Genomic DNA, 23135 nt, shown 5'->3' with positions numbered 1-23135 from the left:
CATGCGGTCAGAGCACTAGGGACCGCAGCGGCCCCATCGGGGCGGCATGAGGACGCGCCCCTGGGTTCTGACGCACCGTCGGATTTCGGGCACTCCCGGGCACCTGGCGGTGCGCGAGATCGGGGAATCCACGGGGTGACCTGGGGCTACTCCGGGCACACCAAGTGTGGTGATATCCCGAGGGATTGCTGTGAAATCGCAGGTCAGACGTACTCCCTTACTGCTACCTGTTCCCTTCCTCTGGTACGTCACCCCCGGCCCGCGCGCCTTCGACGTCCAGCCGATCCGCTACGACCTCACCCCCTACGCCGCCCTCCTCAACGACGGCCGTCCGCACCGGATCGAGGTCTCCGTCGCCGGGGTTCCCGCCGGACAGACCGGCTGGAGCACCCCCACCAACCTGCTGCTCTGGCAGGACGAGGCCAGGGAGGTCGTCACCGGCGCCCTGACCCGGTACGAGCGGAGCGATCCGGCCGGCCACTCCCGCTGGACGCCCGCGGCCCCCGGTGGACAGCACCGCCTGGACACCGGGGACGGACACCGGCTGACCGTGGCCGGGCACCTGAACACCTCCCACGGCCGCGTGGCCACCACCGTCACCCGCGCCGTACGGGGCACCTCCGCGCACCGGTGGACCGACGGCGAGAACCAGGACGCGCTCACCGCGACCTGGACCGACGAGGAGAGCGTGACGCGAGGGCCCACCACCACCTGGACCGACCGCACCTACACGATGGACGGCGAGACCACCCTCGGCGCCGGCGACCGGCTGCGTACCGTCCTCTCGCTCGGCGACCGCGCCGACACCGTCACCCTGCGCGGCGGCAAGGCCGTCGACGGCTCCCGGCTCGACGACCGGTACACGGGCGACGCCACCTACACCGCGAACGTTCCGCGCGACCAGCGGCACGCGGTCGCCACCACCTCCGCCCGCTACCGGTTGTACGGGTCCGCAGTGCCCGGCGGCTGTTACGACCGGACGGTCGACACCGCTCAGGGCACGCTGACGGTGGACCGCCGACACTGCTGAGCCGGCCGCCCCCTACGATGAGCGGCCATGGATACGAGTGAGGCCGGCAGACAGCTGATCGACGGCCGTTTCGAGCTGGTCACACCCCTGGGCAGCGGGGGCATGGGCACGGTGTGGCGCGCCCGCGACATCGCCCTGCACCGCGAGGTCGCGCTCAAGGAGGTGCGCCCGCCGGACCCGGCGACCGCCGCAGCCCAACCCGATCTCGCCGACCAGCTGCGCGAACGGGCCGTCCGCGAGGCGCGCGCCCTCGCCCGCCTCGCCCACCCCCACGTGGTGACGATCCACCACATCGTCGAGCCCCCCGAGGGCGCGGACGGACACCCGTGGATCGTCATGGAGCTGGTCCAGGGCGGCTCCCTGCACGACCGGCTGGCGTCCGGGCCGATGCCGACCGCCGACGTGCTGCGGCTCGGCCTCGACGTGCTCTCCGCGCTGCGCGCCGCGCACGCCGAGGGGGTGCTCCACCGCGACGTGAAACCGGCCAACGTGCTGCTGCGCCCCAGCGGGTCCGCCGTGCTCACCGACTTCGGCATCGCGGCCCTGCACGGATCGACCGCGCTCACCTCGACCGGCGTGCTGATCGGCTCGCCCGAGTACATCGCGCCCGAACGCGTCCGCGGGGAGGAGGGGCTGGCCGCCTCCGACCTGTGGTCGCTGGGCATGCTGCTCTACGTGGCCGCGGAGGGGGTCCACCCGCTGCGCCGGGCCACCAGCCTGGCCACGGTCGTCGCGGTGCTCGACGAGCCGATCCCGGCGCCCGTGCGCTCCGGCCCGCTGGCGCCCGTACTGGAACGGCTGCTCGTACGGGACCCGGCCGCGCGGCCCGACGGGGCACAGCTGGAACAACTGCTCCGGGACGCGAGCGCCGCTCTCGGATCCGGCTACGGGTCGGGCGCCGCGCCGGTCGTCGCCGCGCCGGCCGTCTCGGCGCCGGCCTCGCCGGCCGTTCCGGCTGTGGCGGCCGCGCCTGTCGCCCCGGGTCAGTACGGTCCGTACGGCGGCCCGTACGGCGCGCCCACCCCGCCGCCGTTCGGTCAGGGCGCCTCTCCCTACGCGGCCCCCACCACCCCCGTCGGACTGACGCCCGCACCGCGCAGGCGCCCGGCCCTGATCGGCGCCGCGCTCACGGCGGTGCTGGCGGCCGCGGTCGTCGGGATCGTCCAGTTGATGCCCGACGGGAACTCCGGGGACGACGACGCGGCCGACTCCCGCGCCACCCGGCCCGCCGTCGCCACCCCGGGCGGTACTCCGGCCTCCACCCCCGGCGCCAAGGCGAGTACCTCCAAGGCCGACACGGCCCGCGGCAGCATGCTCACCCCGCAGAACATCCGGATCGCCCTGGACGCGCTCAAGGAGAAGACCGGTACCACCACCTTCGTGGACCTCAAGGTCTACGAGGGCTACGTCCTCGCCTCGATCCCCACCGCCCCCGGCGCCGAGACCGTCGACGCCTGGCAGTACCGCGACGGCGCCGCCAAGCGCACCGGCCCGGACGGCACGGTCGAGGAGGGCGAGCCGCTCATCGACATGGCCACCGTCAACTGGGACGCGCTGCCCGGCCTGCTGGAGCAGTCCAAGAAGGAGCTGAAGATCGAGAAGCCGACCTCGACCTATGTGATCGTCGAGCCCTGGATGATGGACCAGGTCCCCTGCATGCGGCCCTACATCACCGACGAGTACGGTCGCGGCGGCTACGTACTCGCCGGTATCGACGGCAAGGTCAAGAAGGTCACCCCGTTCTGACACCGTGTACCCGTACGCATGTACGGTCCGACACGTTCAGGAGCACGACCACGATGCCCAGCTGGCGCACCACCCTCACGGGGGCCGGCATATCCGGCCCCCGGCTGCGCGACGACTACACCCACGCCGCGCGCCGGGTGCTCCGCCGCGAACCCGCCCCGTACCTGGCGCTGCGGCTGCTCGCCGCGCCGCCGCTGGTGCCCGCTCTCGCCGCGGGTCTCGCCTTCATGAACCTGGTCGACGACGTCGCCGAGACCGGTACCCCGCAGCAACGGGCCGCCGGTCTCGCCGCGTTGTCCGAGCGGGTGGCGGCGGCCCTGAAGACCGGGGACAGCCCCGATCCCCTCCTGCGGGCCTACGCGCACGCGGTGGACGCCCGCGGCCTGCCCCCGCACTGGGTCTCCCGCTTCCTGGAGGGCGCCGCCACCGCCGAGGCCGGCTTCGACGGCTTCGCCGCGGAGGAGGACTTCCAGGCCTACCTCGACGCCTACGCGTGGCCGGGGGTGCTGGTCTTCACCGGACTGCAGTACCAGGGCGGCCCCGACCCGGAACAGGCCGCGGGCTGGCGGCGGTTCGTCGACGCCGCCCAGCGCGTGGACTTCCTCGCCGATCTCCGCGGGGACCTGGCGGACGGCAGGCTCTGCATCCCGCGCGCCCGGCTCGACGAGCATTCGGTGACCCGCGCCGACCTGGAACAGGCCCGCGACACCCCGGCCGTGCGGGCTCTGCTGGCCGCCGAGTGCCGGCGTGCCCGTACGGCCCTGGACGCCGCCCACGGGATCGGCGGCCTCGCCGAACCCGGGCTGCGTCCCGTCATCGCGACGATGACGGAGCTGATGGCGCACCAGCTGAACGCCGTGGAGCGGGCGGGGGTCACCGCCCTGCGCCGGGACATCGGCTACGGCCTGGCGGCGCCCCTGCGGATCCTCGTCCGCGCCGCCCGGCGTCGTCCGGTGTGAACCGGCGCGGGGAGTTCTCCGGCTCCTAGTAGGCCCCGTTGACGTTGTCGATCGAGCCGTAGCGCGCCGCCGCGTAGTTGCAGGCGGCCGTGATGTTGGCGACCGGGTCGTAGGAGTTCTGCGACGTGCCGGGCACGTGGTAGGCGCGGAAGGTCGGATCGATGACCTGGAGCAGCCCCTTGGACGGGATGCCGTTCCGGGCGTTGATGTCCCAGTTGTTGATCGCCAGCGGATTGCCCGAGGACTCCCGCATCACATTGCGGTGAATTCCGTTGTAGGAGCCGGGAATACCGTGCTTGGCCATGACGGCGAGGGACTCGCGGATCCACCCGTCGAGATTGTTCGGGTAGGCGGTGGCGGGCTTGGCGGCGGGCTTGAGGGTGGTCCGGGCGGCGGACCTGCTCGCGCGCTCGGTCTCCGCCGGGGTGCCGAGCTTCAGTTTGACGCCGGGCCGGATGATCGACGGGTTGTCGCCGATGACGCTCCGGTTCGCCGCGTAGAGCTGCTGCCAGCCGCCGCTCAGGGAATGATCCGCCGCGATCTCCGAAAGGGTGTCGCCCGCGACCACGGAATACGTCGTGGGGGCGGCGGCCGTCTCCACCGCCCCGGCGGTGGTCGCACTGATCAGCGGGAGAGTGAGGGCCGCGCCACCGGTGCCGGCCAGAGCCAGCTTGCGGGTGATCCGGTGGTGCTTCGGCCGACGGTGCTTACCCTTTGCAGGCATGGCGGAATTCCTCACGTGGGGGGACGGGAGATCCCGGGCGGCGGCCGTATTCGGCAGCTGACCACCAGGAACGAGGTGACCGTAGGCGAGCCCGCCGCGCGGGAACAAGACCCGAATTCCACCGATAGATCGACATCTCGCTATCAGCCGGGTAAATGACCTTGAAGGGGTATCCGCGTAATAGCCGATTCCCTTTCCGGGAAAAGGGAATCGGCTGTCTTCCGGAAATGATGTTGACGTGTTCGGTGTGGCTCACATCACGGGTCGCCGGCCGGGTGGCCAATACGGGCAAGTCCGCTCTCCGGGTGCCTGATTCGGGCGAGTTGCTCGTAGGCGGCGAATCGCCCATTCGGGATCCTTTCCGGCGGATCGCCGGCCGGTGTGCGCCCCAGGGTCACGCCAGCCGCTCCAGGGCGGCCGCCACGGCCTCCACCGCCCCCTGCGAGGCCGGCAGCAGCGGCAGCCGGACGTCCGGGGTCGGGATCCGCCCCTGGGCGTGCAGGACACCCTTGAGGACCGCCGGATTGGGCTCGGCGAAAGCCGCCGCCGACATCCGGGCCAGCGCGTGCCCCAGCGGCCGTGCCCGGGCCACGTCGCCCGCCCGCCACGCCGCGGCAAGCTCCGCGAAGCGGTCGGTCGCCAGATGCGCCGAGGCCAGGATCCCGCCCACCGCACCCAGCGCCAGCAGCGGGGACAGGTACGCGTCGTCACCGGCCAGCACCTCGAACCCGGCCGGCAGGTCACCGAGCAGCGCCACCGCGTCCTCGCCGATGCCACCGCCCGCGTACTTCATGCCGGCCACCCCCGGCAGCGCCCCGAGCGCCCGCAGCGCGGCCGCGTCCAGGGGCTGCCCGGTCCGGTACGGGATGTGATAAACGATCAGCGGTACCGGGCTCACCCCGGCCAGCCGCGCGAAGTGCGCCAGCACCCCGGCCGCCGGGGGACGGACGAACGGCGGCACGGTCACCAGCGCCGCCCGCACCTCGGGCCACCGGGTCAGCCGGGCCAGCGAGGCCTCGGCGGCCCGGGTGCCGCCGGCCCCCGCGCCGACGACGAGCGGCGCGCCCCGCTCCCCGCAGACCCGGGCGCACACCCCGGTGACGAGGTCGCGCTCCGCCTCGTCGAGGCCGGCCGCCTCCGCGGTGGTGCCGAGCGCGACGATGCCGGTGGCGCCCGCGTCGAGCACCTCGTGGGCGAGCGCCTCCAGCGCCTCGGCGGCGACGTTCCCGGCGCGGGTGAAGGGAGTGACGAGCGGTACGTGGATCCCGTGCAACGGGAGGTTCTGTGCGATGTCCTGTGCCATGCCCACGAGCCTTGCCCGTCCGAAGGGTCAAATCCAGTTCGCGTTCCTTACCCAACCCGTAAGCTGAGCCGATGCTCGACGTACGACGCCTGCGCCTGCTGCGCGAACTCGCCCGCCGCGGCACCATCGCCGCTGTCGCCGAGGCCCTCAGCTTCAGCCCTTCGGCGGTCTCCCAGCAGCTCGGCGTCCTCGAACGGGAGGCCGGCCTGCCCCTGCTGGAGCGCACCGGCCGCGGGGTCCGCCTCACCCCGGCCGGCCAGAACCTGGTCGGACACGCCGAGGCGGTCCTCGAACGGCTGGAACAGGCCGACGCCGACCTCGCCGAAGCGCGCGGGGGCCTGGCCGGAGCCCTGCGGATCGGCGCCTTCCCCACCGCCACCCGGGCCATCGTCCCGGCCGCGCTGACCGCCCTCGCCCGGCGCCACCCGGGGCTGGAGCCGATGGTCTCGGAGACGGACCCGGCGGCGGTGGCACACGCCCTGCGGGCCGGGGACCTGGACGTGGCCCTGGTGCACGAGTACGACTTCGTACCCGCCGAGCCCGAGCCGGGACTGGCCACCGAACCGCTCTACGGCGAGGCGATGTATCTGGCCGCGCCCGCCGCCGGGGTCCCCGCCCAGGCCCCCGCCCAGGCCCCCGCCCAGGCCCCCGCCCCTCCCGGGGGACCCGCCGAGTCCGGGGGATCCGACCAGGGCGCGGTCCTGCGGACGCACGCCGGGGCGCCCTGGATCACCGCCACCCCCGGCACCCTCTGCCACGCCATGACCGTCCGGGCCTGCCAGGCCGCCGGTTTCACCCCGCGGGTCCGCCACCAGGTCGACGAGTTCGCCACCGTGCTCGCCCTCGTCGCGGCGGGCCAGGGGGTGGCCGTCGTACCGCAGCTCGGGGTCACGGGACCGCCCGATCCGGCCGTACGCCTCACCCGCCTGCTCATGGAGCGCCGTACCAACCTCGCCTTCCGCAGCGGAGCCGGCGCGCACCCGGCCGTGGCGGCCTTCGGCGCGGCACTCCGGGCCGCCGTACCGCCGGATCTGGCCGGGTCGCGCGCCGGAACGTGACACAACTCCCTTACCGCGTGCCGTCCGTGTACGTTCGTTGATCCAGACGGATACGATCAGAGCGGGGTACGACGTGACACATCGCGTACGAGGGGTCATCGCCCGGAGCAAGGGCGCACCGGTGGAGACGACCACGATCCTCGTGCCCGACCCGGGACCCGGCGAGGCTCTCGTCCGGGTGCAGGCCTGCGGCGTCTGCCACACCGACCTGCACTACCGTGAGGGCGGCATCAACGACGAGTTCCCCTTCCTGCTCGGCCACGAGGCCGCCGGGGTCGTCGAATCGGTCGGCCCGGACGTCACCTCCGTGGCCCCCGGCGACTTCGTGATCCTCAACTGGCGTGCGGTGTGCGGCACCTGTCGCGCCTGCAAGCGCGGACGCCCGTGGTACTGCTTCGCCACGCACAACGCCACCCAGCCCATGACCCTGGAGGACGGCACCCCGCTCTCCCCGGCCCTCGGCATCGGCGCCTTCGCCGAGAAGACCCTGGTCGCGGCCGGCCAGTGCACCAAGGTGGACCCGGCGGCCGCCCCGGCCGCCGCCGGACTCCTCGGCTGCGGCGTGATGGCCGGTCTCGGCGCCGCCCTGAACACCGGCAACGTCGGGCGGGGCGACTCCGTCGCCGTCATCGGCTGCGGGGGAGTGGGCAACGCGGCCGTGGCCGGAGCCCGCCTCGCCGGCGCCTCGCGGATCATCGCGGTCGACATCGACGACCGGAAGCTGGAGTGGGCCCGGGGCCTGGGCGCCACCCACACCGTCAACGGGCGCACGGAGGACGTGGTCAAGGCCGTCCAGGCCCTGACCGGCGGCAACGGCGCGGACGTGGTCATCGACGCCGTCGGCCGCCCCGAGACCTACCAGCAGGCCTTCTACGCGCGCGACCTGGCCGGGACGGTGGTCCTGGTGGGCGTACCGACCCCGGAGATGAAGCTCGAACTCCCGCTCCTCGACGTCTTCGGCCGCGGCGGCGCCCTGAAGTCCTCCTGGTACGGGGACTGCCTGCCCGAGCGCGACTTCCCGCTACTCGTCGACCTCTACCTGCAAGGCCGACTCGACCTGGACGCCTTCGTCTCCGAGACCATCCCGCTCGACGGCGTCGAGGACGCTTTCGCCCGGATGGAACGCGGCGAGGTCCTCCGCTCGGTCGTCGAGTTCTGACACCCCGTCCGACCCGACCCGGCCCGCCCGTTACGCCCGGCCGGGTCGGATCGGGTCGGCCCGGCCGGTCCGGTCCTGCCTAGACTCGGACCGCCGCAACCCCCGCGCCCCCGCCGCCACCCGGCCGGGGCGCGGTCCTTCATCTCCTCGTACCCCTGGGGGCCGTCCGTGACCATCGCACACAGCTACCGCCAGCCCGGCACGGTCCTCACCGACCACCGGTTCTCCGTCCCCCTGGACCACGCGCGCCCGGACGGGGAGCGGATCGAGCTGTACGCCCGGGAGGTCGTGGCCGCCGGCAAGGACCCCGAGGCGCTGCCGTGGCTGCTCTACCTGGAGGGCGGTCCGGGCTTCGGCGCCCGCCGTTTCATCGGCCGCCAGGCCTGGCTGGAGCGCGCACTGGCCGAGTACCGGGTCCTGCTCCTCGACCAGCGCGGAACCGGCCGCTCCACCCCGGTGAACCGGCAGACCCTGCCCCTGCGCGGCACCCCCGCGCAGCAGGCGGAGTACCTCGCCCACTTCCGCGCCGACTCCATCGTGCGCGACGCCGAGGCCATCCGCCCCGGCCTGACCGGCGGCACGCCCTGGACCGTGCTCGGCCAGAGCTTCGGCGGCTTCTGCGCGACCCACTACCTCTGCACCGCGCCCGAGGGCCTCACCGCCGCCCTGATCACCGGCGGCCTCCCGTCGCTGACCGCCACCGCCGACGAGGTGTACGAGGCCGCGTACCCCCGCATCGAGCGCAAGAACCTGGCCCACTACGCCCGGTACCCGATGGACGCCGAGCGCGCCCGCCGGATCGCCGCCCACCTCGCGGAGCACCCGGCCGAACTCCCCGGCGGCCACCGCCTCACCGTCGAGGGCTTCCAGTCGCTCGGCATCCTCCTCGGCGGGGGCGACGGCAGCCACCAGCTCCACTACCTGCTGGAGGACGCCTTCGTGCCGACCCCCGCGGGACCCGCCCTCTCCGACGCCTTCCTGGAGGGCGTCCGCGCCCAGCTCTCCTTCGCCGGGCACCCCCTCTACGCGCTGGTCCACGAGGCGATCTACGCCCAGGACCCCGCCACCCCCACCGCGTGGGCCGCCGAACGCGTACGCGCCGGCCACCCCCGCTTCGACGCCGGCAAGACGCTCGCCGGCGACGAGCCGCTGCTCTTCACCGGCGAGACCATCCACCCCTGGCACTTCACCACCGACCCGTCCCTCGCCCCGCTGCGCGAGACCGCGGATCTGCTGGCCGCCCGCACCGGCTGGCAGCGGCTCTACGACCCGGCGCGCCTGGCCGCCAACGAGGTGCCGGTGGCCGCCGCCGTCTACCACGACGACATGTACGTGGACACCGCGCACTCGCTGGAGACGGCCCGGTCCGTCCGGGGCCTGCGGACCTGGGTGACGGACGAGTTCGAGCACGACGGCGTCCGCGCCGGCGGCACCCGCGTCCTGGACCGGCTGCTGGCCCTGGTCCGCGACGAGGCGTAACCGGTGTCCGCGCAGGTCAGGGATGTGATGGGGGCCTCGATAAATCGTTCCGGCAGAAGTTGATCACACGGTTAGGGTGGGGCCTCGTACCCGAGGAACCGACCAATGTGTGGAGCGTGCATGCTGAGAAGGATGTCGAGCGCCGTCTCGCTGGCCCTGGCCGGCGGACTGGCCGTGACCGGCGTGGTGGCAGGAACGGCGACGACCGCCGTCGCTGCGCCCGCCGGCAGCGCCGCGGGGGCGGGGGAGACCCCCGTCGGCGCACAGGCCTGGACGCGCGTGTCCAAGAAGAACCCGAACCGCTCCTACTGGAACACCGCCGACGACCTGCGCGTCGGCAACGAGGGCGGCGCCGAGGGTCTGTCCCGCGCGTACCTCCGCCTGGACACCGGCGCGCTCAAGGGCGCCACGGTCTCCAAGGCGACCTTCCGGATCACCAACACGGGGGCCGCGTCCTGCACGGGCCGTCCGGTGGAGCTGTGGAGCGTCGGCGAGGTCTCGGCGAAGACCACGTGGAAGAACCAGCCCGCCAAGGCCGTCCGGCTGGCGACGGTGACGGACGCCAGGGGCCGTGAGGGCTGCGCGGCGGGCGACCTCGAATTCGACGCCACCGCGTTGGTGAAGGAGGCGGCGGCCACGTCCCAGGCCTCCGTCACCGTCGGTCTGTTCGCCGCGGACGAGTCCGACTCCTCGGCCTGGAAGCGCTTCGCCCCGGCGAGCGCGAAGCTGGAGACCACCATCGGCCGCCCCGTGCCGCCGGTGATCAGCTCCCCCGAGTTCCCCGACGCCTCGAACGGGGCCCCCGCCAACACCGGCAAGGCCCGCACCCCGGGCACGTTCACCTTCGGTACCGGTGGCGCCGTCAACCTCGAGAAGATCGTCTACTGGTCGACCTTCGACTCCCGCGAGGTCACCGTGGCACCGGGCGCCGCGGTCGTGATCACGCCGACCGGCTCCGGTCCCCACATGATCTACGCGTACAGCGTCGACAAGGCCGGGCGCCGTTCGGACCAGGCCGTGTACCACCTCTGGGCCCTCGGGAACGGCGGGGTCCGCGACGCCGCCGACGACCTGAACGGCGACGGACTGCGCGACCTGTGGACCCTGGACGCGGGCGGCAGGCTCCGTTTCTCAGCCGGCCGGGCCGATGGCACCTTCGCCCCGGCCGTCGACGGCGGGGCGTCCTTCGCCCCGGGAACCCGGATCGCCGCCGGCGGGGACTGGGGCGAGGACGGCTACAACGACCTGCTGGTCCTCGAGCCCAACGAGGGGATCAGGGCGAAGCAGCTCCGGCTCCTCCCCAACGACGGTCTCGGCAGCGTCCGTCCGCACGACGGCATCGTGCTGAGCGTCTTCTGCCCGGTCGCGGATCCGGACGCGGGGTGCGTCAACGACAACCCGGCGTGGACCGGCGACGACCACTGGTCCCATGCCGAGGACATCGCCGACGCGGGTGACTTCAACGGCGACGGCGAGCCCGACCTGCTGGTCAAGCAGGGCGCGCGGCTCTGGGCGTACACGGGCAGCCGCTCCGGCTACCTCGACATGAACGGCGGCCCGGTCCTCGTCGGCGACGGCGGCTGGGACACCGTCTCGGTCCTCGTCCCGGGCGACACCGACGGCGACGGCGCCACCGACCTGTGGGTGCGCGACGACGCCTCGGGCGACCTGTTCGCCGTGAAGGGGGCCAAGAACGCCGCCGGGCACCTCGACCCCACGAGCTGGGGCACGGCGCAGCGCGTGAAGATCGGCTCGGGCATCGGCCGGACGGCCTACCCGACGCTGGTCTCGGCGGGCGACTTCGACCGCGACGGTCTGGTCGACCTGTCCGCCGTCGGCGCCGACGGCAAGGCCGTCTGGTTCCGGGCGACGGCCACCGGGATCGACGCGAGCCCGCGGCCGATCGGCTGATCCCGCGTCGACCGGCCGGGCCGGCGTCCCCGCTCAGGGGCGCCGGCCCGCTGTCGTTTCCGGGGGCGGCTCCACGAACGCGCGGGTCAGGTGCGCGGTGGCCAGCAGGGCGCCGCGCCGCCGGGCCCGTGCGAGCAGGTCCTCCCGGGAGACGCGGGCGGTATCCCGGTCGCGCTCGTGGGAGTACGGCACCGCCGGGTCGCCCAGCTGCACCGCGTGCACCAGTACGTCCCCGGTGACCACCACGTCCCGGGCTCCGGAGCCCTGGTCCACCAGCACCGACTGGTGACCCGGGGTGTGTCCGGGCGTCGGCAGCAGGGTGATGCCGGGCGCCAGCCGGTGGGCGCCGTCGACCTCGTGCAACTGCCCGCTCGCCCGCAGCGGCGCCACCGTCCAGTCCCACACCGGGTCCGCCCGGTCCAGCCCGGCCACCTCCGCGCGCTGTACCACGTACCGGGCCGCCGGGAAGAACGGCTCCCCGCCGGCCCCCGACGACCAGCCCGCGTGGTCCTCGTGAAGGTGGGTCAGGACCACCGCCTCCACGTCGGCCGGAGCGATGCCGGCCGCCGCGAGGGCCTCCGGCAGCCGCCCCGGCACCGGCGCCCAGGCGGCGGCGGGGGACTGCGCCGGCCCGACCCCGGCGTCCACCAGCACCCAGCGGCCGCCGGGCCGGGCGATCGCGAAGCACCGGAAATCGAGCGCCCAGGTCCCGTCCGGCCCGATCGCGCCCGGATCCAGCCGGCCGGCCCGCTCCCACGCGGCCTCGCTCGCCCCCGGGAAGGCGGTACGGGCCGGCTCGAAGAAGATCCCCGTGGCGTCGAGCAGCGCCACCACCCGCCCGTGTCGGTCCATTCGCCTATTGTGCGATACATGACCGAACAGCCTGATCAGCAGCCCGCCTTGCAGCCCATGCCCACCGACTGGACGCGCGCCCTCGCGGTGGTCGCGCACCCCGACGACCTCGAGTACGGGTGCGCCGCGGCCATCGCGCACTGGACGGACGGGGGCCGGGAGTTCGTCTACCTCCTCGCCACGCGCGGCGAGGCGGGCATCGACAGCATCGCCCCCGCCGACTGCGGTCCCCTGCGTGAGGCGGAGCAGCGGGCGAGCGCCGCGGTCGTCGGCGTGTCCGAGGTGGAGTTCCTGGACTACCGCGACGGCGTCGTCGAGTACGGCCTCGGCCTGCGCCGGGACATCGCCGCCGCCATCAGGCGGCACCGGCCCGAGCTGATCGTCACCCTCAACCACCGTGACACGTGGGGCGGCGCGCAGGGCGGCGGCTACTGGAACACCCCCGACCACAAGGCCGTCGGCCGGGCCGTGCTGGACGCGGCCGGTGACGCCGGGAACCGCTGGATCTTCCCCGAGCTGATCGAGCAGGGCCTGGAGCCGTGGAACGGCGTGCGCTGGGTCGCGGTGGCCGGATCCGCCACCCCGACGCACGCGGTCGACGCCGGCCCCGGACTGGAGCGTTCGATCACGTCCCTCCTGGAGCACAAGGCGTACATCGAGGTGCTCACGGACCAGGACCCCGAGGAGTACGTCCGCACCTTCCTCACCGGGAACGCCCAGCAGGCGGCGGCCCGGTTCGGCGGGCGTCCGGCCGTGGCGTTCGAGGTCTTCCCCCGCTGACCGGCCCCCTCTAGTCTGACGATCCGTCAGTTCGACGGGTCGTCAGCCATCGGGCCGGGGGTGCGGGACACGGTGATCGACACCATCTCCACGGAGATCGCGGAGGGCGAGGAGCGGATCAGGCTGGAGGTCGCGGACGGTCTCGCGGTCCTCACCCTGTGCCGCCCGGACCGGCTCAACGGCTGGAGCTGGGAGTCCACCCGCCAGCTCGGCCTGCTCGCCGACCGGATCCGCTTCGACGCGTCCGTACGGGCGGTGCTGCTGCGGGCCGAGGGCCGGGCCTTCTGCGCGGGCATCGACGTGACCGCCCCGGGCGGCGCCGTCACGGGCGGCACCCCGGCCGAGCGCACCCGCAACTACTACGAGGGCATCCGCTGGGTGCACGAGCGGTTCGCGGTCCTCGCCCGCCTCCCCCAGCCGGTGGTGGCCGCCGTCCAGGGCTACTGCCTCGGCTTCGGCTTCGAGCTGGCACTGATGGCCGACGTCCGGGTGGCGGCCGAGGACGCCGTCTTCGCGCTCCCGGAAGCCGGGCTGGGTGTGGCGGTGGACGCGGGCGGCGACCTGCGCATCGCCCGCGAGGCGGGTGCGGGCTGGGCCAAGTACCTGGCCCTGACGGGCCGGCGCGTCGACGCCGCGACGGCGCAGCGGCTCCATCTCGTCCAGCTGGTCGTCCCCGGCGACGACCTGGAGGCCACCGCCCGCGCCGTGGCGCAGGAGATCGCCGCCAACGCGCCGCTCGCCGTCCAGGGCATCAAGCGCGCCATCGACAGCTACGCCGATGCCGCCCTCCCCGCGGCCCTCGACGGGGTGGCGATGACCGCGGCCCTCACCCTCACCTCGGAGGACTGCCGGGAGGGTTACACCGCCAAGGCGGCCCGCAGGCCCCCGCGCTTCAGCGGAGGATGAGCACCGGCCGGGTCGAGAACTCCTCGTACATGCCCTCGCCGTCCGGGCCGTACGTGAACTCGGCCGCGTACGGGTTGCGGTTGGCGGTGGCCAGCGGCAGCCAGCCGAGCAGATCGCCGTACCCGCCGCAGACGGCCTCCCCGCCGTCACCGCCGTGCACCGCGGCCGGGTCGCCGCTGAGCTCCGTGCCGTAGCTGTCGTAGGCGATGTGCAGCCCGAAGGCGTTCGGCTCGTGACGCAGGCGCCCGTTCCCGTACGACGGCTCGCCCAGGGGGCACTCGTTCCCCCACCGGAACAGGGTGCCCGCCCCGGCCCCGCACGCGTGCTCCCACTCGTCGGCGCCGGGTATTCGCAGCCCGCGCGCCGCGAGCGCGGCCGGCATGTCGGCCGCCGGTTCGGTCAGGGCCTCGTCCTCCACGGCCATGAGCACGGTGGCCAGCGTCGCGGTGCGCGGCGGGCTGAGCACGTCGGCGAGATAGGCCTTGAGGTCCTCGTGCCCGTACCCGTACCCCTCGTCCACGCTGGCCGCGTAGTCGGCCGTCTGTGCGGGCGTCGGCTCCCAGGCGTCCAGGTCGAACCCCAGCCGCACCGTCCCGCCGGGTACGAGGGCGAACTCCCGTCCCTCGCGCTCGATGCGTACGCGGTGCAGCGACCCGCCCAGGTGTCCGACGGCGTCGAACAGCACCACCCGGCCGCCCACCTGTCCGGCGGCCTCGTGGGCGAGGCGCTCGGCGGCGGCCGGTTCGAGCGAGCGCCAGCGGTCAAGGGTCAGATCGGCGAGAGACATGCTCCGATCCTCGCACCGCCCACTGACAACCGGCGTTCAGGGGGAGGGGGTGAAGGGGCCGCGGCCCAGCTGGGTGCGGACCGGGACCACCTCGGGGCTGACCACCGACCGGCGCTGCCAGTTCGCGCCGTCCACCACGAGCGTGTGCCCGGTGATGAACCGGGCGTACGGCGAGGCCAGGAAGGTGGCGGCCCAGCCCAGTTCACGCGGCGCGCCGACCCGCAGGGCGGGCTGCCGGGCGTCCTTCGCGCCGGGCGCGGCGCGCTCCAGGCCGCCCCGGATGTCCTCGGTCATGTCGGCGTGCGGGAACAGCCCGGGGACGAGCCCGTTGATCTGGATGCCGTACGGGCCCCACTCGACGGCGAGCGTCTCCACCAGGCTCTTCACCCCGGCCTTGGCCGCGGCGCTGTGGGCGAAGCCCGGCCCGCCCGTCCACGCGTACGAGGCGCCGATGTTCACGATCGAGCCGCCGGTGCCCGCGGCGAGGTGGCGGCGGCCGAACTCGCGGGTCATCAGCCAGGTGCCCGTCAGCGTGATGTCGACGACCGCCCGCCAGGCGTTCGGCGAGAGGTCCTCCGCGGGGGAGGGGAAGTTCGCGGCCGCGTTGTTGACCAGTACGTCCGGCAGGCCGAAGGCCGCCTGCGCGGCGTCGAAGACCTCGGCGACCCGATCGGGGTCCCTGATGTCGCAGACGGCGGCCGTCACCCGGCCCGCGCCGGGGACGGCCGCCAACTCCTCCCGCGCCGCCTTGAGCTGCCCGGCGCGCCGGCTCGCGATCACCAGATCGGCGCCGAGCCGGGCGAACTCGGCGGCGATGGCCTTGCCCAGCCCGGTGCCGCCGCCCGTCACGAGGACCACCTGCCCCTCGTAGGTCCCGGGGGGCAGGGCGGCGGCGCCGAGCGCCGGTGGCGCGGGCAGCCCGTGCAGAGGGTTCTCCATGCGCCCATCGATAGCGTGCGGGCGCTCAGATCACCATCCCCGGGCGGCTCCGGTCACAGCACTAGCTCCCCGGGTTGTACGCCTGCTTGGTCGCACAGGTCCAGATGACCGGCTTGAGCTTGCCCTTCGCGTTCACGGCCGAGCCGCCGACCCGGTCGGTGTCCGAGACCGCTTCGGCCGTGCTCGCCCCGCCCGCGGTCAGCCGCGGCAGGGCCTTGACCGGGCCGGAGCCGGACCGCAGGAGTGCCTGGTCCGGCAGGGTCGGCATGTCCGGGTGGAACTTGGCCGTGCCGACGGTGAGGTTCGTCGTCGCACTGATCGCCTCGAACGTGGCGTACGGGTGCGTGCTCAGCACGGCCGGGGAGGTGGGCGTCCCGGTGAGCGGGGGCTCCCAGACGAGCGGAGCGTACTCGTACCACGGTCCGGCCCAGTCGTAGCCGACGACCCGGCCGCTCTCGTCGATGTCCTGGACGTAGCTGTCGTTCGCCGTGGGGGCCAGCAGCCGGGCGGCGGAGCCGTCTCCCGGCCACAGCACCGGGTGGGTGCCCTCCAGGTGCTGCCCGGTCTCGGGGACCTCGTAGTCCTGGGCGGCCATGCCGAGGATGTCGCCCCGGTTGTTGATGCCGGTGACCATCTCGATCCGGGACCCCGGACCGGCCTCGGCCGGGAGGGGCAGCTCGCGGACCTTCTGGCCGTCCTTCCAGACGGTGGCGACCCCGCCGTCGGAGCGGGAGACCACGTACCCGGCGTCGTTGACGTCGGCCTCGATGCCGTGTCCGTAGCTGTCCGGCAGCAGGGTGATGGCCGCGTCGCCCACCCGGTACGTGAACAGGGAGTGGAGGTTGACCCCGTGGAGGACACCCACCATCAGGCCGTGCGCGTTGACGGCGATCACCTGCCCGCTCTGGTCCGGGTCGCTCAGCGGGACCCGGTGCACGGTGGTGCCGGTCCAGTAGACGGGCTTGCGGCCCGAGACGCCGACGGCGAGGTTGCCCGCACCGAGGCCGAAGACACCCTGGCTGGGCGGGATGTCGCGGACGTACGACTCGTCCCCGATCGAGCCGAGAACCTGGATCTTCGGTGCGCACTTCGCGTCGGCCGCCACGGCCGGGCCCGCCGCGCTGATCAGGCCGGCCACGACGATGGCGGCGGCGGCCGCGGACATGCTTCTTCTCATGTGATTGTCCCCCCTGGACAGGTGCCGTTCCCCGTTGAGTCATGACACGTGCACGCCACATGCTGCCTGATCTTGGTGCGGATGTGGCCTGAATGACGCGTGTTGATTCGCTCCGGAGGGTTCTCCACCCTGACCGGTGGTTCCCAGAGAGGCAAGCGACTGCTTAGTATGCCCGCGGAGCGTGGTTCCTCGACGGCGGCTGGAGGCCCCGGATGCAGGCATGGCGAGTACATACCCCCGGCGAACCCCGAGAGGCCCTTCGCCTCGAAGAGATTCCCGAACCGGTACCCGGCGAGGGCGAGGTGCGGCTGCGGGTCCTCGCGGCGAACCTCAACTTCCCCGACGCGCTGCTCGTCCGCGGCCAGTACCAGATCCGCCCGCCGCTGCCCTTCACCCCCGGTGTCGAGATCTGCGGCCTCACCGACGACGGCCGCCGCGTCATCGCCACCCCGAGCCTGCCCCACGGCGGCTTCGCCGAGTACGTGATCGCGTCCGAGCGGGCCCTGCTCCCGGCCCCCGAGAGCCTCGACGACGCCGAGGCCGCGGCCCTGCACATCGGCTACCAGACCGGCTGGTTCGGCCTGCACCGCCGGGCGCGCCTCCAGCCGGGCGAGACCGTGCTCGTGCACGCCGCCGCCGGCGGGGTCGGCAGCGCCGCCGTCCAGCTCGGCAAAGCCGCCGGGGCCACCGTCATCGGGGTCGTCGGAGGCAAGGCCAAGGCGCGCACCGCCGAAGAACTCGGCTGCGACCTGGTGATCGACCGCACGACCGAGGACGTCGTCTCCCGGGTGAAGGAGTTCACCGGCGGGCGCGGCGCCGACGTGGTCTACGACCCCGTCGGCGGTGACTCGTACACCGCCTCCGCCAAGTGCGCGGCCTTCGAGGGCCGCATCGTCGTCGTCGGCTTCGCGAGCGGCACCATCCCCGCGCCCGCCCTCAACCACGCCCTCGTCAAGAACTACGCCGTACTCGGCCTGCACTGGGGCCTGTACGCCACCAAGGACCCCGCCGCCATCGCCGCCTGCCACACCGAACTCACCCGGCTCGCCGCAGAAGGCGCCATCAGACCGCTGGTCAGCGAACGCGTCCCGCTGGCCGCCGTCGCCGACGCCGTACAGCGCCTCGCCGACGGCACCACCACCGGCCGGCTGGTCGTCGTACCGGCCCTGGACGGAGGGGACCCGCGATGACCACCACCGAGGAACTGGTGGCGCGCGTACGGGACCTGCTCCGCGCCCACCCGCCCGCCGACACCGACCGCGCCGCGTTCCTGCGCGCCCGCTTCGACGCCGGACTCGCCTGGGTCCACTACCCCGAGGGCCTCGGCGGCCTCGGCGCGCCCCGCTCCCTGCAGGCCGTCGTCGACGCCGAACTGGAAGCCGCCGGCGCACCCGACAACGACCCGCGCCGGATCGGCATCGGCCTCGGCATGGCCGCGCCCACGATCCTCGCCTACGGCACCGAGGAGCAGAAGCAGCGCTTCCTGCGCCCCCTGTGGGCCGGCGAGGAGGTCTGGTGCCAGCTCTTCAGCGAGCCCGGCGCCGGATCCGACCTCGCCGCGCTCGGCACCCGCGCGGTCCGCGAGACGGGCTCCGGCGACTGGATCGTCGACGGCCAGAAGGTGTGGACCTCCAGTGCCCACACCGCCCGCTGGGCCATCCTGATCGCCCGCACCGACCCCGGGCTCCCCAAGCACCAGGGCATCACCTACTTCCTCTGCGACATGCACGCCCCGGGCGTCGAGGTCCGGCCGCTGCGCCAGATCACCGGCGAGGCCGAGTTCAACGAGGTCTTCCTCACCGGCGTCCGCATCCCCGACTCCCACCGCCTCGGCGCCGTCGGCGAGGGCTGGGCGGTCGCCCGCACCACCCTGATGAACGAGCGGGTCTCCATCGGCGGCATGCGCATCCCGCGCGAGGGCGGCATGATCGCCCCCGTCGCCGCCGCCTGGCGCGAACGCCCCGAGCTGCGCACCCACGCCCTCCACCAGCGGCTGCTGGAACTGTGGGTCGAGGCCGAGGTCGCCCGCCTCACCGGGGAACGGCTGCGCCAGCAGCTCGTCGCCGGACAGCCCGGCCCCGAAGGATCGGGCATGAAGCTCACCTTCGCCCGGCTCAACCAGGAGATCAGCGCGCTGGAGGTCGAACTCCTCGCGGAGGAGGGCCTCCTGTACGACGACTGGACCATGCGCAGGCCCGAAGGCGTCGACTTCACCGGCCGCGAGGCCGGCTACCGCTATCTGCGCGCCAAGGGCAACAGCATCGAGGGCGGCACCAGCGAAATCCTCCTCAACATCGTCGCCGAACGCGTCCTCGGCCTGCCCCCCGAGCCGCGCGACGACAAGGACCTCGCCTGGAAGGACCTCAACCGATGACCACCGCGGCGGCACCGACCGACCTGCTCTACTCCGGGACCGAGGAGGAGCTCCGCTCCGCCGTACGCGCGCTCCTCACCGACCGCTGCGACGCGAAGAGCGTCCTCGACCGGGCCGAGACGGGCCGGCCGCACGACCCGGCGCTCTGGCACACCCTCGCCGTCGAGATCGGCGCGGCCGGTCTCCTCGTGCCCGAGAAGCTCGGCGGACAGGGCGCGAGCCACCGCGAGGCGGCCGTGGTCCTGGAGGAGCTGGGCCGGGCCGTGGCGCCCGTCCCGTACCTGACGAGCGCCGTGCTCGCCACGGAGATCCTGCTCGGCTGCGACACCCCGGAAGCCGCCCCGCTGCTGCGGGAGCTGGCCTCGGGCAGCACGGTGTGCGTCCCCGCCGTGCCGCTGACCCTCGCCCCGGGCGCGCCCCTGCCGGCCCCCCTCCGGGACCTCGGCGGCGGGAGCCTGACCGGCACGGTCACCGCCGTGGCGGACGCCGTGGCCGCCGACGTCCTGCTGGTCCTGGCCGACACCGGGCTCTACGCCGTCCCGGCCGCCTCGGCCCGGCTGACCCCGCAGGTCCCGCTGGACCTGACCCGCCCGCTCGCCACCGTCACCCTGGAGGCCGCGGCCGGCACCCGTCTCGCCGATGCCGGAACCGCCCGGGCCGCCGTCGCCGGAGCCCTGCTCTCCGGGGCCGGACTGCTCGCCTCCGAGCAGCTCGGGCTCGCCGAGTGGTGCCTGACGGAGACGGTCGGCCACGTCCGGGGCCGGCACCAGTTCAACCGCCCCGTCGGCTCCTTCCAGGCCCTCAAGCACCGGCTCGCCCGGCTCTGGCTCGACGTGGCGTCCGCGCGCGCGGCGGCGCGGGCCGCGGCCGATGCCCTGGCCACCGCGGCCCCCGACGCCCCGCTGACGGTCGCCGTGGCCCAGGCCTACTGCTCGGGCGTGGCCGTCCGCGCCGCCGAGGAGTGCGTACAGCTGCACGGCGGCATCGGCATGACCTGGGAACACCCGGCCCACCTCTACCTCAAGCGGGCCAAGGCCGACTCCCTGGCCCTCGGCACGGCGGGCCACCACCGCGGCCTGGTGGCCGACTTCGCGGAACTCCCCGCGCCATGACCCCACTCCCCGGCCGGCCCCGCCCCCCCGGGGGCCGGCCGGGGAGTGGCCGAACGGCCGACGCGATCTTCGGCGACCTGTGCCTGCCCCGCCTCCGGCGGGCCACGCGCTGATCCTTATCCTCGCCCCATGACGGCCACCATCACCGCGCTCTCCGCCACCGGACTCCGCGCCCACCGCGACGAACTCGCCGCCCTGCTGCTCGCCGTGGTCGACGGCGGATCGTCCCTCGGCTTCCTCGCCGGGCTCGACCACCAGGGCGCCGCCGCCTGGTGGGACTCCCTGCTGCCCGCCGTCGAGGACGGCTCCCTCGCGCTGTGGGTCTCGCGCACCGGCGGCGACGGCCGGATCGACGGCACCGTCAGCTGGTACCGGGAGACCAAGGCGAACGGCCGCCACCGCGCCGAGCTGCGCAAACTCATGGTCCACCCGGCCACCCGCGGCCGGGGCACCGCCCGCGCCCTGCTCGCCGGGGCCGAGTCGGCCGCCGCCCGGGCCGGGGTGGTGCTGCTGTTCCTGGACACCGAGACCGGCAGCGGAGCCGAGCGCGTCTACCGTTCCGCGGGCTGGACGGAAGCCGGCACCATCCCCGACTACGCCACCGACCCGGCGGGCCGGCTCCACCCCACGACCCTCTTCTACAAGCAGCTCCGCGGCGCCCACGGGTGACCTCGCCCGCCGCGCGGCGTTAGACCCGTAGCCGCCGGCCACCGAGCGAGGGAGACCGTATGTCCGCAGCATCGCCCGCCGCACCACTGACCCGCCGCGCGGTCCTGCGTACGGCCTTCACCGCGGCCGTGCTCGCCGGCACGGCCGCGGCCCTGGCCCCCGTACAGCGCGCCCGGCGTCCCCGGCAGACCCTCACCCCGGCGCCGCTCGCCGAGGAGGAGACCTACCGAGGCCGGCACATCGCCGTCGACGTCGCCGGGGTCCGGATCGACGGCCGCCCGCTGCACGTCATGCGCCGGGCCGACGGCAGCTACCTCAGCGGGATCAACCACTTCCAGTCCTATTCCACGCCACTGGAAGTGGCCCGGGCCGCCGTCGACGAACTGGGCACCGCCCAGCTCGCCTTCGCGGCCCCGCACCACGGCTGACTGACCCACGGGAACGGGAGGAGCCCCGCATTGCACACCCGGCAGAACCAGAAGAACCTCACCAGTGCCCAGAAGAAGCGGTTCACCGCGGCGGTGCTGGAGCTCAAGCGCGACGGCGCCTACGACGCCCTCGTGCGCACCCACGACAAGTACTTCGTGCCCGACCGCGACCGCAAGCTGCGCGTCGGGCACATGTCCCCGTCCTTCTTCCCGTGGCACCGGCGCTATCTGCTGGAGTTCGAGCGGCAGTTGCAGGAGATCGACCCGGGCGTGAGCGTCCCGTACTGGGACTGGACCACCGACACCAGCCCGGTCTCCTCCCTCTGGGCCGACGACTTCCTCGGCGGCACCGGCCGGGCGAGCGACCGCAAGGTGATGACCGGGCCGTTCGCCTACGACACGGGCAACTGGACGGTGACCGTGGGCATCACCGAGTCCGCCTTCCTCACCCGCAACCTCGGCCGGCCGCAGAATCCGATCACCCTGCCCACCGCGGCCGAACTCCAGTGGGCGATCGACGACCCGACGTACGACGTCTCCCCCTGGGATTCCACGGCCACCGCGGGCGGCTTCCGCAACAAGCTGGAGGGCTGGTCGGCCCCCAGGAGCGAGCGCTGGCGCAACCACAACAAGGTCCACCAGTGGATCGGCGGCCACATGACCGGCGGTACGGCGCCCAACGACCCGGCGTTCTGGCTGCACCACGCCTTCGTCGACCTGATCTGGGACCGCTGGCAGCACAAGCACCCCGGCTCCGGCTACCTGCCCGCCGCCCCGCTCGCCCTCGGCGACCTCCAGCGCGGCCGCGTGATCGCTCTGGACGAGCCGATGCCGCCGTGGAACATCACCCCGCGCGAGATGTCCGGCCACCAGGGGCTGTACCGCTACGAATGACGCGCGCGGCCCGTGCGTGCCCGCCCGACGTGCGGAACGCCCGGACGCGGGACGCGGGGACACAGGGGGAAGGGCCCCCGCCGGGTGGCGGGGGCCCTTCCGTCGATCAGCCGATCAGGCGATCAGTGGCCGTAGTCGCCACCCTCGGTGTGGTGGTCGCCGTGGCCGGAGGCGTTGACGCAGGTGTTGCCGAACGCCGGGTTCAGCAGGGCGATCACGTTCACGGTGTTGCCGCAGACGTTGACCGGGACGTGCACCGGAACCTGGAGCAGGTTGCCCGACAGGACACCGGGGGAGCCGACCGCCGCACCGTGCGCTCCGGCATCGGCGACAGCCAGACCCGCACCGGCGACCACGGCGCTACCGGTGACAGCGGTGATGGCCAGTGCCTTCGCGATACGCGACATCAAGATCTCCTCTTGAGATATGTGGGGCGCCACAGAACCTGTGGCATTTGACATGGCATACAACGCGGGGGAGGCCAAAGGGTCACGGCCCGTGCGCCTACCTGGTGACGGAAAACCGGACGGAGGCGAAATACGGCCGCACCTGGCCGACCTCTCCGGGCCGCAGGACCCGCAGGGCCCGGCCGGAACACCCGGGGCCCTCGTAGAGGGTCGCCGCGCTCCGGGTCCCGTTGGTGACCGCCCGGGCGCCGCCGCCCTCCGCCTCGACGCACCCCCTCGGCGCGGTGAGGCCGTGGACCTTGTCGTCCTGGCCGACGTACTGGAACTCCGGGCCGGCGGCCAGGGCCGGGCCGGACAGGAGCGTGGCCCCCGCGAGCAGCAGGGCGACGGGCACGGCATGGTGGATACGCAGGAATCGCATGCCCGTCCAACCGGGCCGGG

22 protein-coding genes and 1 pseudogene are annotated in these 23135 nt (G+C 73.9%); 15 read left to right on the top strand and 8 right to left on the bottom strand.

Features of this window, described 5'->3' with window-relative positions; genetic code table 11:
• Positions 1-232: 232 nt before the first annotated feature.
• The 3 genes and pseudogenes from ACFY04_RS36805 to ACFY04_RS36795 form a co-directional block, all read left to right on the top strand.
• A pseudogene (locus ACFY04_RS36805) lies at positions 233-1030 on the top strand (peptide-N4-asparagine amidase); the annotation flags it as partial.
• Between the two features lie 27 nt (positions 1031-1057).
• Positions 1058-2776, top strand: coding sequence for a serine/threonine-protein kinase (locus ACFY04_RS36800; RefSeq protein WP_389123978.1), 1719 nt, complete (start codon positions 1058-1060; stop codon positions 2774-2776).
• Positions 2777-2829: 53 nt separating this feature from the next.
• Positions 2830-3735 (top strand): phytoene/squalene synthase family protein, encoded by a 906-nt coding sequence (locus ACFY04_RS36795; protein WP_389123977.1) that lies wholly within the window; start codon positions 2830-2832, stop codon positions 3733-3735.
• A gap of 25 nt (positions 3736-3760) precedes the next feature.
• Here ACFY04_RS36795 and ACFY04_RS36790 read toward each other — a convergent pair whose 3' ends face one another.
• Together ACFY04_RS36790 and ACFY04_RS36785 are read right to left on the bottom strand one after the other, a co-directional pair.
• Positions 3761-4459 (bottom strand): transglycosylase SLT domain-containing protein, encoded by a 699-nt coding sequence (locus tag ACFY04_RS36790; protein WP_389123974.1) that lies wholly within the window; start codon positions 4457-4459, stop codon positions 3761-3763.
• A gap of 394 nt (positions 4460-4853) precedes the next feature.
• Entirely contained in the window at positions 4854-5762 is a 909-nt protein-coding gene (locus ACFY04_RS36785; RefSeq protein WP_389123971.1) for a dihydrodipicolinate synthase family protein, read from the bottom strand.
• A gap of 71 nt (positions 5763-5833) precedes the next feature.
• Here ACFY04_RS36785 and ACFY04_RS36780 point away from each other — a divergent pair, with 71 nt between their 5' ends.
• From ACFY04_RS36780 to ACFY04_RS36765, 4 genes are all read left to right on the top strand, one after another.
• The gene (locus ACFY04_RS36780) at positions 5834-6820 is read left to right on the top strand and encodes a LysR substrate-binding domain-containing protein (RefSeq protein ID WP_389123969.1); all 987 of its coding nucleotides are present in this window, start codon (positions 5834-5836) and stop codon (positions 6818-6820) included.
• A gap of 73 nt (positions 6821-6893) precedes the next feature.
• On the top strand, positions 6894-7979 hold the full coding sequence (locus tag ACFY04_RS36775) for an S-(hydroxymethyl)mycothiol dehydrogenase (RefSeq protein WP_389123968.1): 1086 nt from the start codon (positions 6894-6896) through the stop codon (positions 7977-7979).
• 174 nt (positions 7980-8153) lie between these two features.
• Complete coding sequence (locus ACFY04_RS36770) at positions 8154-9458, top strand: alpha/beta fold hydrolase (RefSeq protein WP_389123998.1); 1305 nt, start codon at positions 8154-8156, stop codon at positions 9456-9458.
• 132 nt (positions 9459-9590) lie between these two features.
• Entirely contained in the window at positions 9591-11369 is a 1779-nt protein-coding gene (locus tag ACFY04_RS36765; protein WP_389123965.1) for a DNRLRE domain-containing protein, read from the top strand.
• A 33-nt stretch (positions 11370-11402) separates the two neighbouring features.
• On the opposite strand, the gene ACFY04_RS36760 is transcribed toward ACFY04_RS36765, so the two are convergent.
• The gene (locus ACFY04_RS36760) at positions 11403-12221 is read right to left on the bottom strand and encodes an MBL fold metallo-hydrolase (RefSeq protein ID WP_389123963.1); all 819 of its coding nucleotides are present in this window, start codon (positions 12219-12221) and stop codon (positions 11403-11405) included.
• A gap of 18 nt (positions 12222-12239) precedes the next feature.
• Here ACFY04_RS36760 and ACFY04_RS36755 point away from each other — a divergent pair, with 18 nt between their 5' ends.
• Positions 12240-13001: a PIG-L deacetylase family protein gene (locus ACFY04_RS36755; RefSeq protein ID WP_389123961.1), complete on the top strand. Its 762-nt coding sequence runs from the start codon at positions 12240-12242 to the stop codon at positions 12999-13001.
• Between the two features lie 72 nt (positions 13002-13073).
• Positions 13074-13907, top strand: a complete 834-nt coding sequence (locus tag ACFY04_RS36750; protein ID WP_389123959.1) for an enoyl-CoA hydratase/isomerase family protein — start codon at positions 13074-13076, stop codon at positions 13905-13907.
• Here the strand turns inward: ACFY04_RS36750 and ACFY04_RS36745 are convergent.
• The 3 genes from ACFY04_RS36745 to ACFY04_RS36735 all read right to left on the bottom strand — a co-directional run bounded on the left by ACFY04_RS36745 (position 13894) and on the right by ACFY04_RS36735 (position 16810).
• Positions 13894-14694: a hypothetical protein gene (locus ACFY04_RS36745; protein ID WP_389123958.1), complete on the bottom strand. Its 801-nt coding sequence runs from the start codon at positions 14692-14694 to the stop codon at positions 13894-13896. The two genes, ACFY04_RS36750 and ACFY04_RS36745, sit on opposite strands and share 14 nt — an antisense overlap.
• Positions 14695-14730: 36 nt before the next feature.
• The gene (locus ACFY04_RS36740; protein WP_389123955.1) at positions 14731-15633 is read right to left on the bottom strand and encodes an SDR family oxidoreductase; all 903 of its coding nucleotides are present in this window, start codon (positions 15631-15633) and stop codon (positions 14731-14733) included.
• A 61-nt stretch (positions 15634-15694) separates the two neighbouring features.
• Positions 15695-16810, bottom strand: coding sequence for a hypothetical protein (locus ACFY04_RS36735; protein WP_389123953.1), 1116 nt, complete (start codon positions 16808-16810; stop codon positions 15695-15697).
• Positions 16811-17022: 212 nt separating this feature from the next.
• Here ACFY04_RS36735 and ACFY04_RS36730 point away from each other — a divergent pair, with 212 nt between their 5' ends.
• The 6 genes from ACFY04_RS36730 (at position 17023) to ACFY04_RS36705 (ending at position 22287) form a co-directional block, all read left to right on the top strand.
• The gene (locus ACFY04_RS36730) at positions 17023-18000 is read left to right on the top strand and encodes an NADPH:quinone oxidoreductase family protein (protein WP_389123950.1); all 978 of its coding nucleotides are present in this window, start codon (positions 17023-17025) and stop codon (positions 17998-18000) included.
• A complete protein-coding gene (locus ACFY04_RS36725; protein WP_351158877.1) occupies positions 17997-19184 on the top strand; it encodes an acyl-CoA dehydrogenase family protein in 1188 nt (395 codons plus the stop codon). Before ACFY04_RS36730 ends, ACFY04_RS36725 begins: the two co-directional genes overlap by 4 nt.
• Entirely contained in the window at positions 19181-20296 is a 1116-nt protein-coding gene (locus ACFY04_RS36720) for an acyl-CoA dehydrogenase family protein (protein WP_389123947.1), read from the top strand. The genes ACFY04_RS36725 and ACFY04_RS36720 overlap by 4 nt, the downstream gene beginning before the upstream one ends.
• Before the next feature lie 129 nt (positions 20297-20425).
• Positions 20426-20965: a GNAT family N-acetyltransferase gene (locus ACFY04_RS36715; RefSeq protein WP_389123945.1), complete on the top strand. Its 540-nt coding sequence runs from the start codon at positions 20426-20428 to the stop codon at positions 20963-20965.
• Positions 20966-21024: 59 nt separating this feature from the next.
• Entirely contained in the window at positions 21025-21393 is a 369-nt protein-coding gene (locus ACFY04_RS36710; RefSeq protein WP_389123943.1) for a tyrosinase family oxidase copper chaperone, read from the top strand.
• A gap of 30 nt (positions 21394-21423) precedes the next feature.
• The gene (locus ACFY04_RS36705; protein WP_389123941.1) at positions 21424-22287 is read left to right on the top strand and encodes a tyrosinase family protein; all 864 of its coding nucleotides are present in this window, start codon (positions 21424-21426) and stop codon (positions 22285-22287) included.
• A gap of 122 nt (positions 22288-22409) precedes the next feature.
• Here ACFY04_RS36705 and ACFY04_RS36700 read toward each other — a convergent pair whose 3' ends face one another.
• Complete coding sequence (locus ACFY04_RS36700) at positions 22410-22694, bottom strand: chaplin (RefSeq protein ID WP_266480100.1); 285 nt, start codon at positions 22692-22694, stop codon at positions 22410-22412.
• A 97-nt stretch (positions 22695-22791) separates the two neighbouring features.
• Positions 22792-23115, bottom strand: a complete 324-nt coding sequence (locus tag ACFY04_RS36695) for a hypothetical protein (RefSeq protein WP_389123939.1) — start codon at positions 23113-23115, stop codon at positions 22792-22794.
• Positions 23116-23135: the final 20 nt, after the last annotated feature.

The sequence above is a fragment of the Streptomyces sp. NPDC001549 genome, from assembly GCF_042894025.1.
Lineage (GTDB): Bacteria > Actinomycetota > Actinomycetes > Streptomycetales > Streptomycetaceae > Streptomyces > Streptomyces kutzneri.
Note: the sequence above shows the minus strand (reverse complement) of the source record. Positions and strands in the feature narration are given on the sequence as shown.